We start from the raw sequence: 12,343 nt of genomic DNA on the forward strand, positions 1-12,343 counted from the left end.
CGATCCTAGGCACGTCGCAGCAGCACGCTGGCCACAACGCCTCCCAGGAACACGGCCAGAGCACCGATCAACAGGCTGACGCTCATGCCGTTCGAGAACGCCTCGCGCACGACCGTGATGTCCGCACCGCTGTGCAGCGCCTCGCTCAAAGATCGCCCTGGCACGCCGTCCGGCAACGAGGCCAGGAACCGCGCCGACAACAGCGCGCCCAGCACGGCGATGCCGAACGAGGAACCCAGCTCCGTGAGCGTGCCCGACAGCCCGGACGCGATGCCGGCGCGTTCCGGCGGGATGGAGCCCATCAGCGCGTTGACCGCAACCGGTTGTGACACACCGACACCCACGCCGATCAGGATCAGACCGGCCAGCGTTGGCGAGTAGGTGGTGCCGATCGACAGCAGGGCCACGCCGGCCGCGACGATCGTCATGCCGAGCAGCATCGCCCTGCCGGCACCCAGTTTCACGACGAGCTGCCCCAGGGTGTTGCTGGTGACCAACAACGCGATCGCCATCGGTGCCACACGGATGCCGGCCTCCAACGGGCTGTAGCCGAGCACGCCCTGGAGGTGTTGCGTCAGCAGGAAGAGCGAGCCCGCCATGCCGAACGCCGCCAGCACGCCGGACGCCACCGCGCCGGTGAACCGGCGGTCGGTGAAGAACCCGAGATCGAGCATCGGCTCTGCGGTGTGCCGTTCCCACAACGCGAATCCCGTCATGGTCACCAGCCCGATCGCGACCGGCACGCCGAACTCCGCCGAGCCGAACCCGTGCTCCGGCACCTCGATCACCGCGTACACGATCGACACCATGCCGATGATCGACAGGATCGAGCCGAGCACGTCCGGCTTGCGCACGGTCGGATCCTTGGACTCCGGCACCAGCGTCGCGACGGCCGCGATCGCCAGGATCGCCACCGGCACGTTGATCAGGAACACCGAACCCCACCAGAAGTGCTTGATCAGCGCGCCACCGATCACCGGGCCCGCCGCGAAGCCGAGGCTCGTGACGGCGGCCCAGATGCCGATGGCCTTCGGGCGTTCCCTGTCGTCGAACAACTGCATCAGCACGGCCAGCGTGCCGGGCATCAGCACCGCCGCACCGATGCCCATGAAGCCGCGGGCAGCGATCAACGCCTCGGACGAGCCCGCGTAGGCCGCCACGGCGCTACCGGTGCCGAACAGGACGAGGCCCGCGAGCAACGCGCGCTTGCGGCCGAACCTGTCGCTGAGGCTGCCGGTCGTGAGCAGCAGGCCCGCCAGCGCGAGCGAGTAGGCGTTGATCATCCACTGGATGTCGGCGGTGCTGGCCCCCAGACCTGTGGAGATCGACGGGATCGCCACGTTCAGCACGGTGTTGTCGAGCACCACGACCATCACGGACAGGCAGAGCACGCCGAGCACGGCCCAGCGCTGGGGGTGCGGGTGCACCCCGACCTTCTCGGTCGTCGAAGTCATCTCTCGTCCCCCTTACGGTGTACGAGCAACTTACAGCGTACGAGACCTCGAGGCGCAACAGGATTCCGCTGACAGCAGAGGGAGGTGCCACAGAGGGCGAAGAAGTGAGGAAATTAAAGGGCGGCCGCGCTCAACCAGCCTGGGGGTCACTGGGAGCGGGGCCGCCGTGACCAAATATAGCGGGCCCGACGGGGGCGCGCCCAGCACCCCCACCGAATCGCGACCCAAAAGTTTCCCCGACTGGACCACTGCCCGTGTTCGGCTCGTCCAGCAAACGAGTGAATCTCCCGGCCCGCGGTGCGGCGAGCAGGGCCAACGGCCGATGAAGACGGAGTCGGGCGTCCCTCGAAGGGAGATTCCATGGCTGAACCACAGGGATGGATCCACTGCCACGACCCGTTCGGTCGGGACAGATCGATGACCGTTCTGGTCGAGAACGACCGAGTTCTCCTGGTTACACCACCGGGCGAGACCGCTGTGATGTCCGCCACTCAGACGCGTCGGCTGGGCTCTTTGCTCGACCAGGCCACGGCGAAGATGTGATGGACGAGGCCCTGCGAGACGCGGTGCTGCAACGACTGGCACTGCTGGACAAGGTGGCCGAGCACGGCGAGGCCGAGGCGCTGGTTCCGCTGGCCCGCGCGGAGATCCACCGCCTGGCGGACGGCTGGCGCCTGCTGCTGACGGTGCACCAGCCGGACGAGGACGGCCGGTGCAAGGCGTGTCCCGGCTGGTTGCGGCGACGGCGGTGGCCCTGCCAGGTCTGGAACATGGCGCACCAGCACCTGATCGGTGAGGGTCTGCCGCATCGGGAACGCCGCAGGCCGTTGCGCAACCCTTTCACCCGATCGGGCACGATCGAGATTCCTGCGGAAACACCGGTCGAGCTGACCACCGAACTGCCGCCGATCTTGTCCGACGTGCCGCCGCTGGTACATCGCGCACCGGTCGTGTCTAGGCCGAAGCACGCCTTGCCGGACTGAACCATCAGGCAGGATGGGCCACATGCATGACGGCAGCGGCCTCATCGCGGTCCAGAACCTGACCAAGCAGTTCGGTTCGGTCACGGCGGTGCAGAACCTGAGCTTCACCGTGTCTCCCGGCAGCGTGACGGGCTTCCTCGGCCCGAACGGCGCGGGGAAGACGACGACCCTGCGGATGTTGCTGGGGCTCGTGAAGCCGACGGGCGGCACGGCGACGATCAACGGACGACTGTTCCACCAGCTCGGCCAGCCCGGCCGCGTGGTGGGTGCGGTGCTGGAGGCGCAGGGTTTCCACCCCGCCCGCTCCGCCCGCAACCACCTGCGCGTGTACGCGGCTGCCATCGGCGTGCCGGACGCGCAGGCCGACCAGGTCCTCGGCCTGGTCGGCCTCGGCAGCGCGGCCGATCGCAAGGTGGGCGGGTTCTCGCTCGGCATGAAGCAGCGGCTCGCGCTGGCCACCGCGCTGCTCGGCGACCCGCAGGTGCTCGTGCTCGACGAACCCGCGAACGGCCTCGACCCCGAGGGCATCGCGTGGCTGCGCACGTTCCTGCAGTCCTACGCGCGCATGGGACGCACGGTGCTGATCTCCAGCCACCTGCTGGCCGAGGTCGAGCAGACCGTCGACCAGGTCGTGATCATCTCGCGCGGGCAGACGATGTTCTACGGGCCGTTGGACCAGTTGCGGCAGTCGCAGCAGCGGCGCGTTCTCGTGCAGCCGTCAGACGTCAACGCGCTCGCAAACGCTTTGAGGGCTGAGGGCGTGCACGCGATCGAGCAGCTGGCCGACGGCAGGCTCGCGGTGTCCGGGGTGGACTCGAAGCACGTCGCGGACAGCGCGTTGCGGGCGGGTGTGTCGATCTACGGCATCCAGGAGGAGCAGGTCGACCTCGAGCGGCTGTTCTTCCAGCTGACCAGTGGCCAGTTCGCCGGGCACGCGCCGGCTCCGTACAAGCAGCAGGGTGGTTGGGCCTGATGGGCAACCTCGTACAGGCGGAGCTCCGCAAGACGACGACGACCGGGCTGTGGTGGGGTCTGCTGATCCCGACCGCGGTGCTGGCGCTCGGCTGGGGGCTGTCGACCGGCCTGCTCGGGAAGTACTTCGTGGACTTCGCGTCGACCAGCGAGGTCGACGAGGTGTCGGACTTCCTCGGGGTGACGCCGGACCAGTGGAAGGTGTCGCTGTTCGGCATCGCGCGGGCGATCAACATCTCGACGATCTTCCCGATGGTCTTCGGTGCGCTGGCGATCTCCGGTGAGATCAACCGGCGGACGATCACGACGACGTTCCTGACCGCTCCGTCGCGGATGCAGGCGTTGCTGGCGAAGATGCTGGTGTACGTGCTGTGGGGCGCGGTCTACGGCCTCGCGATCATGCTGTTCCTCGGCATCGGCGTGGTGCTCACCAGCAACGCCGGGCAGCTGCCGGACGCCGGCGGCTGGGTGACGCTGACGCTGGTCTGCGTGCTGTCGTCGGTCCTGATGACGATGTTCGGCGTCGGCATCGGCGCGCTGATCCCGAACGTGGCGGGGTCGATCGTGTTGCTGCTGCTGTACTTCCTGGTGATCGAGAACGTGCTGCACCTGGTGCTCGCGTACCTCGAGGTGCCTGCGGTGATCGGGTTCCTGCCGAACGGGTCGATCAACGGGCTCACCGGGTCGGCCGCCGTCGACCTGTTCCTGTCGACGGCCGGGGTGGTGCCGCCGGAGATCGAGGACGTGCTGCGGGCGATCGCCGGTGCCGGCGGTGCGCTCGACTGGTGGTGGTCGGGCCTCGTGTTCCTCGGCTGGTCCGGGATCGTGTTCGCGGGCGGCTGGGCTTTGACGCAGTCCAAGGACATCACCTGACCTGCAGTTTTTCAAAATCAAGTTAACTGTCAGACCCCGTCCGTAGTCTTGGCTCCGTGACAAAGGGCTGGATCCGCCGACTGACCGCAGCGTGCTGGCAGCACCCCCGCCTGGTGGTGCTGTCGGTGCTCGCCGCGGTCGTCGGTGTTGGCCTGCAGGCGGCGGGCCCGTTGCTGCTCAAGACCGCGGTCGACGACTCGACGGCGGGCCGCACCGACCGCCTGTGGACGTTGATGGTCGTGTTGATCGTGCTGGAGCTGCTCACGTTCGGGTCGGCGTTCCTGCGCCGATATCTGGGCGGGAGGCTGGCGCTGGGCGTGCAGCACGATCTGCGGCTGGGCGTGTTCTCGGCGGTGCAGCGGCTCGACGGCGCGAAGCAGGACGAGATGCGCACCGGGCAGATCGTCTCGCGGTCGATCACCGACCTGCAGCTGGTGCAGTCGTTGCTGATGATGGCGCCGTTGGCCGTCGGCACCGTGGTGTTCGCGGTCGCCGCACTGGCCGCGATGCTCTACCTGTCGGTGCCGCTGACGATCATCGCGATCATCGTGCTGCCGCTGGTGGCGTGGCTGGCCGGCAACACCCGGCTGACGCTGTTCCCGGCCACGTGGTCGGCGCAGCAGCGGGCGGCCGACCTCGCGCAGCACGTCGAGGAGACCGTCACCGGCGTGCGCGTGGTGAAGGGCTTCGGCCAGGAGGCGCGCGAGGTCGCGCGGCTGGAGAAGCACGCCAAGGCGTTGTTCGCGGAACGGATGCGGGCGGCTCGGCTGTCGTCGCGACCGCTGGCGACGGTGACCGCGCTGCCGTTGCTGGGCCAGGTCGGCGTGCTGGCGCTGGGCGGCTGGCTGGCGTTGCACGGCCAGGTCACGCTGGGCACGTTCCTCGCGTTCACGACGTACGTGGCAAACCTGGTGGGCCCGACCAGGATCCTGTCCGGCCTGGTGGTGTCCGCGCAGCTGGCCCGTGCCGGCGTGGAGCGGGTGTACGAGCTGATCGACTCGCAGCCGGACGTCACCGACGGCCCCGGCGAGGTCCCCGACGGCCCGCTCGGCATCTCGTTCTCGGACGTGACGTTCGGCTACACCCGCAGTGAGCCGGTGCTGCGCGACTTCTCGATCTCCGTCGAGCCGGGCGAGACCCTGGCGCTGGTCGGCACCGCGGGTTCCGGCAAGTCGACGGTTTCCCTGCTGCTGCCCCGTTTCTACGACGTGCACTCGGGCGCCGTCCGGGTGGGCGGCGCCGACGTCCGCACGCTGCGGCTGGAGTCGTTGCGCGGCTCGATCGGCGTCGTCTTCGAAGAGGCCTTCCTCTTCTCCGACACCGTCTTCGCGAACATCGCGTACGGGCGTCCCGACGCCTCCCGCGAGGACGTCGAACGTGCCGCGAAGGCTGCCGAGGCGCACGACTTCATCGAGGCCTTGCCGTTGGGCTACGACACGGTGGTCGGTGAACGCGGCCTGACCCTGTCCGGCGGCCAGCGCCAGCGCGTAGCCCTCGCCCGCGCTCTGCTCTCGGACCCCCGCGTCCTGGTCCTCGACGACGCGACGTCCGCAGTGGACACCGCGACCGAAGCGGCGATCCACGCGACTCTCGCGTCCGTCACGGCGAACCGCACGACGCTCCTGGTGGCCCACCGCCGTTCCACCCTGTCGCTGGCCGACCGGATCGCGGTCCTGGACGCGGGCCGCGTGGTCGACATCGGCACCCACGCCGAGCTCACGTCCCGTTGCGCCCTCTACCGCGACCTGCTGGCGGGCCCGGACGAGGCGATCGAGACCACCGCACCGGCGCCGACGGGCGAGCTGTGGCCCGAACTGTCGCAGGAAGACCTCGACCAGCGCCTGATCGACGAGGCCAGGACCACGGCCCCGTCCTCGCCCGGCCGCAGAGGAGGCGGCGGTGGCGGCGGCATGTCGGCCCTGGCCGGCGGCCCGCCCACGCCCGAACTGCTGGCCCAGGTCCGTTCGCTGCCGCCCGCCACCGAGGTCCCCGTCCTGCACGGCGAAGACCCGCGCGCCGCCGACCCCGGTTTCCGCCTGGCGAGCCTCCTGCGCCCGGTCCGCCTGGGCCTGGCCGCAGTCGCCGCCCTCGTGGTGCTCGACGCGTTGGTGGGCATGGGCTTACCGGCCCTGGTCCGCCTGGGAGTCGACGGCGGCGTGGTGACCGGCACCGAGTCGTCGCTGTGGCTGGCCGTCGGTCTCGGCGTCGGCCTGGTCGTGGTCGGCTGGCTGACCACCACGGGCAGCACGGTGTTCGCGGCCCGCCTCGGCGAACGCCTGCTCTACCTGCTCCGCGTCCGCAGCTACGCCCACCTGCAACGGCTGGGCCTCGACTACTACGAGCGCGAGATGGCCGGTCGCATCATGACGAGGATGACGACGGACGTCGACGCCCTCTCGACGTTCCTGCAAACCGGCCTGGTCACCGCAGTCATCAGCCTGCTCACCGTCGTGGGCATCACCGCGGCCCTGGTGATCACCGACGCGTCCCTGGCCCTGATCGCCCTCTCGGTCCTACCGATCCTGGTGATCGCCACGGTGATCTTCCAACGCCTCTCCTCCACCGCCTACGCCGAAGCCCGCGAACGCGTGAGCGCGGTCAACGCCGACCTCCAGGAAAACGTCTCGGGCCTGCGCGTCTCCCAGGCGTACACCCGGGAACGCCATTCCGCGGAGGCCTTCGCCTCACGCAGCGACGCCTACCGCCAGTCCCGCCTGCGAGCCCAGCGCTACATCGCCACCTACTTCCCCTTCGTGGCACTGCTCTCCGGCGTGGCCCAAGCCGTGGTCCTGGCCATAGGCGCCCACCGAGTGGCCACCGGCTCCCTGACCCCAGGCATCCTGCTCGCCTTCCTCCTCTACCTGGGCCTGTTCTTCAGCCCGATCCAGCAACTCTCCGGCGTCTTCGACGGCTACCAGCAGGCCCGCGTGGGCCTGCGCCGAATCGGCGACCTCCTCCGCACCCCGACAACCGTCGAGCCACCATCAACCCCAGTCCCGGTCCCACCCCGCCTCACCGGCGAGGTGGAACTCCGCAACGTCTCCTTCACCTACCAGGGCGCCGACCGCCCAGCTCTGGACAACGTGTCCCTGCACGTAACCCCAGGCGAAACCGTGGCCCTGGTGGGCGAAACCGGCGCGGGCAAGTCCACCCTGGTCAAACTCATCGCCCGCTTCTACGACGCCACCTCGGGCTCCGTCCTGATCGACGGCGTGGACGTCCGCGCCTACGACCTCTCCGCCTACCGCCAACGCCTGGGCGTGGTCCCCCAGGAAGCCCACCTCTTCGGCGGCGACGTGGCCGAAAACGTCGCCTACGGCCGCCCCACCGCCAGCCACCCCGAAATCCAGCAAGCCGTGGAATCCGTAGGCGCCCTCCCCATGGTTGCCACCCTCCCCAACGGCTTCCACCAACCGGTGGGCGAACGCGGCAACCACCTATCCGCAGGCCAACGCCAACTACTGGCCCTGGCCAGAGCCGAGCTGGTCAACCCAGACCTCCTCCTCCTGGACGAGGCCACCGCAGCCCTGGACCCGGCAACAGAATCCGCAGTCCTGGCCGCCAGCGACCACCTAACGGGCGCCCGCACCACCTTCGTCGTGGCCCACCGCCTGGCCACCGCAGCCAGAGCCGACCGAATAGTCGTCCTGGCCAACGGCCGAATCGTCGAACAAGGCACCCACGCCGACCTCCTGACCGCAAACGGCGCCTACGCCCGCCTATGGCGCCACAGCACCCCAGAAGCAGCCGCCTAACCCCGCCCCAGCGCCGTACCCACGGCCAACCAACCAGGCACAGGCCGCCCGCACGGGAGCCCCCGGCATACCGACGACGCACGCCCACCCGCACGGCGAACCCATGGTGTGGTCCTGGCGTACCGGCGAAGCACGGCCAGCCCGCACGGCCAGCCATGGCGAGCCCACGGCAACACCGGCCAGGCACGGCCAGCCCGCATGGTGGGCCGTTGAGTGCCAGCGAGGCACGGCCAGCCCGCATGGCGAGCCCACGGTGTGGCCATGGCGTACCGGCCAGGCACGGCCAGCCCGCACGGCGAGCCCGCGGGAACACCGGCAAGGCACGGCCAGCCCGCACGGCGAACCAGGGTTTGGTCCTGGCGCACCGGCAAGGTCGCGAGCCGATCTTGGTGCGGCGACCCGCAGTCAGCTCAGACGTTCGCGCGGCAAGCTCAATTGTTCGCGGTACCCGTTGACGCCTTTCCGGGAGCGCGCCACGAGGATTCCATCTATATCTCGCGAAGCCGAAGGCAAGCGGCGATGGCGAAGCCGAGCCGATGCTCCTATAGCAACGCGGGCCAAAGGCGAAGCCAAGGCGCCCCGTGTGGCGATGCGGAGCGAGCCGGACAGGGCTATCCCGCCGCGGACCAGCGGTAATGACCGCAGGTCAAACAACCCAACGCAAGCACGCACGCTGGCGATTGGGGCTTGACTTTGGGATCGAGGTGCTACCGTTTCGCGGATCGGACGGCTGCGAAGCATCCGTCCTTTTCCGCCCGACGCAGCGCCTCGAAAGGGCCCCGAAGTCAAGCCCCGATCGCGATCGTCGCGAAGCGGCGATGACGCAACCAAAGCCCGTAAGGCAGCCCGCGCGCCCACGCTGGAACGCGACCAAACCGCAGAAGGCGACCAGCTCCGCTGAAACCGCCGCCAGCTGTCGGCGACGCGTGAAAACTGACCCCCTACCGACGGGTGAAAACGGACCCCCGTCGACAGTAGGGAGTGCTCAACGTGGAGGACTGGGCGGAGATCCGCCGTCTTCACCGTGCTGAGGGGATGCCGATCAAGGCGATCGTCCGTCAGCTCGGTATCAGCAGGAACACCGTGCGGCGGGCGCTGGCCGCCGACGCTCCGCCGCAGTACCGGCGGCCTGCCAAGGGCTCGATCGTGGACGCGGCCGAGCCGCAGATCCGGGCGCTGCTGGCGCAGTGGCCGACCATGCCCACGACCGTGATCGCGGAACGGATCGGCTGGAGCAGGTCGATGACCGTACTCAAGGACCGGGTGCGGGAGCTGCGGCCGCTGTTCACCCCGCCGGACCCCGCCAGCCGGACCGAGTACCAGCCGGGCGAGCTCGCGCAGTGCGACCTGTGGTTCCCGCCGGTCGACGTCCCGCTCGGGTTCGAGCAGGCTGGGCGGCCGCCGGTGCTGGTCATGGTGTCGGGTTACTCGCGGGTGATCGGCGCGCGGATGATCCCGTCACGTCAGAGCCCGGATCTGCTGGCCGGGCACTGGGCACTGATCAGCGGCTGGGGCCGGGTGCCTAAGGCGTTGGTGTGGGACAACGAGTCCGCGGTCGGTCAGTGGCGGGCCGGCCGGCCGCAGCTGACCGAGGCGATGAACGCGTTCCGCGGAACGCTCGGGATCAAGATCGTGCAGTGTCGTCCGGCCGATCCAGAGGCCAAGGGCCTGGTCGAGCGGGCCAACGGCTATCTGGAGACCTCGTTCCTGCCCGGCCGCAGCTTCACCGGCCCGGCCGACTTCAACGCCCAGCTCGCCGAGTGGCTGGCCCGCGCCAACCAGCGCCAGCACCGCAGGCTCGGCTGCCGTCCAATCGAGCGGTGGGAGGCGGACAAGGCCGCGATGCTCGAGCTGCCACCGGTCGCTCCGGTGACCGGCTGGCGGCTGACCACCCGGCTGCCACGAGACCACTACGTGCGCCTCGATTCCAACGACTACTCGGTGCACCCGGCCGCGGTCGGCCGGCGGGTCGAGATCGCCGCCGATCTCGAGCAGGTGGTCGTCACCTTGCAGGGCAATGGGGTGGCTCGGCACGAGCGCTGCTGGGCTGATCACCAGAGCATCACCGACCCGCAGCATGCGGCCGCCGCGAGCGAGTTGCGGCAGGCACGCCGGTTGGTCGCGGTCCCGGCCATCGACACCGACGTCGAGCACCGCAGCCTGGCCGACTACGACCGCATGTTCGACCTCGACAGCAGCAGCGAGGAGATCGCCTGATGAGCGCCAAGACCACGAACACCAAGGGCCGCAACGTCTCCAGCGAGATCGCCTACCTGACACGGGCACTCAAAGCGCCGTCGCTGGCCGGCGCGGTCGAGCGGCTGGCCGAACGAGCCCGTGCCGAGTCCTGGACGCACGAGGAGTTCCTGGCGGCCTGCCTGCAGCGCGAGGTTGCTGCCCGCGAGTCCCACGGCGGCGAGGGCCGCATCCGCGCCGCGCGGTTCCCGTCGCGCAAGTCGTTGGAGGAGTTCGACTTCGACCACCAGCGCTCACTCAAACGCGAGGCGATCACACACCTCGGCACGCTGGATTTCATTGCGGGCAAAGAGAATGTGGTGTTCCTCGGCCCGCCCGGAACCGGCAAGACCCACCTGTCCATCGGGCTCGGGATCCGGGTCTGTCAGGCCGGGCACCGAGTCGCGTTCGCCACCGCCGCGCAGTGGGTCGCCCGTCTCACCGAGGCTCATCAGGCCGGCCGGCTGCAGCAGGAACTGGTCAAGCTGGGCCGGATCCCGCTGATCATCGTGGATGAGGTCGGCTACATCCCGTTCGAGGCCGAGGCCGCGAACCTGTTCTTCCAGCTCGTCTCGTCCCGCTATGAACGGGCCAGCCTGATCGTCACCAGCAACAAGCCGTTCGGCCGCTGGGGCGAGGTCTTCGGCGACGACGTCGTGGCCGCCGCGATGATCGACCGCCTCGTCCACCACGCCGAGGTCATCTCCATGAAGGGAGACAGCTACCGCCTCAAAGACCGCGACCTCGGCCGAGTCCCACCAGCCACCAAGACCAACGACTAAAGATCAACAACCATCAGGGGGTCCGCGTTCGCCCGCCGCCTGGGGGTCAAAATTCGCGCGCCGTTGACACCAGCCACAGCAAGCCACCCCGCGCGGTGCCAACGCACGCCGAACCGCGCACGCCGAACCGCGCCCGCAAACTCCCGCTCGCCGAGCCGCACCCGCAACCCGCGCCCGCTGAGCCGCACCCGCAACCGGCGCCCGCTGAGCCACGCTCGCTAACAAACCCCACGCCCGCTGAGCCACGCTCGCTGATCCCACCCGCTGAGCCGCGCGCCCAACCCCGCGCCCGCAACCCCGCGCCCGCGACCCCGCACCCCGCCCGAGCCACGCCAGCCAACCCCGCGCCCCCGCCCCCACCCCGTGGCCCACCCCACGATCCCTCGTCCCCACCCCACCCCATGACGTACAAACCATCTCCCCAGATCAGCCAGATCAAGGGAGTCCCCGCCATGCCACCCCGCCCCACCCTCCTGTACGTCTCCAACCTCACCTACCCGGCCAAAGGCAGGCGCTACAGCGACGAGGACATCTACCTGACCTCACAACTCCGCCAACACTTCAACCTGGCCATCTGCCACCCAACAGACGCCGCAAACCTGATGGCAGGCTTCGACACCGTCGTAGTCCGCAACAGCGGCCCGGTGATCGACTACCCAGACGCCTACCAGCACTTCCGCACCCAAGCGAAAGCCACGGCCCAACGCGTCTACAACCCGCTCGCCGGCAAGGCGGACATGGCCGGCAAGCAGTACCTGATCGACCTGACCGACCAGGGCTACCCGGTGATCCCCACGATCGACACCCCGGACCACCTGGACCGGCTCCCGCAGACAGCCGAGTACGTCGTGAAGCCCAAAGCCGGCGCCGACTCCCACGGCCTGGAGTTCGTGCACCGAGACGACCTCCCAGCAGGTCTCGCGAACAAAACCAGCCGAGACCTCCTCATCCAGCCGAAGATCGATTTCCGGTACGAGGTCTCGTTCTACTTCGTGGACCACGACTTCCAGTACGCGTTGAACGCACCGGACCCGGCCGAGCGCTGGGAGCTCACCCGGTACGACCCAACGGAACAAGATCTGGAATTCGCGCAGAAGTTCATCGACTGGAACGACCTCGACCACGGCATTCAGCGCGTGGACGCGTGCCGCACCCAGGACGGCGACCTGCTCCTGGTCGAACTGGAGGACCTCAACCCGTACCTGTCGCTGGACCGGACGACGGATCGAGTCAGATCCAACTTCACGAAAGCCATGATCAGCTCAGTCCGACGATCACTCGAAACCTGA

Annotated in this window: 8 protein-coding genes; 7 read left to right on the forward strand and 1 reads right to left on the reverse strand. The window is 69.1% G+C overall.

The features are described 5' to 3' along the window. Positions 1-5: 5 nt before the first annotated feature. Positions 6-1,454 (reverse strand): MFS transporter, encoded by a 1,449-nt coding sequence (locus DI276_RS28930; RefSeq protein WP_112269041.1) that lies wholly within the window; start codon positions 1,452-1,454, stop codon positions 6-8. Positions 1,455-1,996: 542 nt separating this feature from the next. Between DI276_RS28930 and DI276_RS28940 the strand changes: the two genes are divergently transcribed. The 7 genes from DI276_RS28940 (at position 1,997) to DI276_RS28975 (ending at position 12,343) form a co-directional block, all read left to right on the forward strand. After that, on the forward strand, positions 1,997-2,437 hold the full coding sequence (locus DI276_RS28940; protein ID WP_232836986.1) for a hypothetical protein: 441 nt from the start codon (positions 1,997-1,999) through the stop codon (positions 2,435-2,437). 22 nt (positions 2,438-2,459) lie between these two features. Next, on the forward strand, positions 2,460-3,410 hold the full coding sequence (locus DI276_RS28945; RefSeq protein WP_112269043.1) for an ABC transporter ATP-binding protein: 951 nt from the start codon (positions 2,460-2,462) through the stop codon (positions 3,408-3,410). Next, the gene (locus tag DI276_RS28950) at positions 3,410-4,282 is read left to right on the forward strand and encodes an ABC-2 transporter permease (protein ID WP_112269045.1); all 873 of its coding nucleotides are present in this window, start codon (positions 3,410-3,412) and stop codon (positions 4,280-4,282) included. Before DI276_RS28945 ends, DI276_RS28950 begins: the two co-directional genes overlap by 1 nt. Positions 4,283-4,338: 56 nt before the next feature. Beyond that, a complete protein-coding gene (locus tag DI276_RS28955; RefSeq protein ID WP_232836987.1) occupies positions 4,339-8,037 on the forward strand; it encodes an ABC transporter ATP-binding protein in 3,699 nt (1,232 codons plus the stop codon). Between the two features lie 981 nt (positions 8,038-9,018). Further along, positions 9,019-10,254: an IS21 family transposase gene (gene istA, locus DI276_RS28960; RefSeq protein ID WP_112269049.1), complete on the forward strand. Its 1,236-nt coding sequence runs from the start codon at positions 9,019-9,021 to the stop codon at positions 10,252-10,254. Continuing rightward, a complete protein-coding gene (gene istB / locus DI276_RS28965) occupies positions 10,254-11,054 on the forward strand; it encodes an IS21-like element helper ATPase IstB (protein ID WP_112269051.1) in 801 nt (266 codons plus the stop codon). The genes istA and istB overlap by 1 nt, the downstream gene beginning before the upstream one ends. A 452-nt stretch (positions 11,055-11,506) precedes the next feature. After that, positions 11,507-12,343, forward strand: coding sequence for an ATP-grasp domain-containing protein (locus DI276_RS28975; RefSeq protein ID WP_112269317.1), 837 nt, complete (start codon positions 11,507-11,509; stop codon positions 12,341-12,343).

Source organism: Lentzea terrae, assembly GCF_003265345.1.
Lineage (GTDB): Bacteria > Actinomycetota > Actinomycetes > Mycobacteriales > Pseudonocardiaceae > Lentzea > Lentzea terrae.

Excerpts from the sequence above, each read along its gene's own strand:
- DI276_RS28930 (WP_112269041.1), bottom strand. The coding sequence starts at position 1,454 with ATGACTTCGACGACCGAGAAGGTCGGGGTGCACCCGCACCCCCAGCGC.
- DI276_RS28940 (WP_232836986.1), top strand. The coding sequence starts at position 1,997 with ATGGACGAGGCCCTGCGAGACGCGGTGCTGCAACGACTGGCACTGCTG.
- DI276_RS28950 (WP_112269045.1), top strand. The coding sequence starts at position 3,410 with ATGGGCAACCTCGTACAGGCGGAGCTCCGCAAGACGACGACGACCGGG.
- DI276_RS28975 (WP_112269317.1), top strand. The coding sequence starts at position 11,507 with ATGCCACCCCGCCCCACCCTCCTGTACGTCTCCAACCTCACCTACCCG.
- istB (WP_112269051.1), top strand. The coding sequence starts at position 10,254 with ATGAGCGCCAAGACCACGAACACCAAGGGCCGCAACGTCTCCAGCGAG.
- DI276_RS28945 (WP_112269043.1), top strand. The coding sequence starts at position 2,460 with ATGCATGACGGCAGCGGCCTCATCGCGGTCCAGAACCTGACCAAGCAG.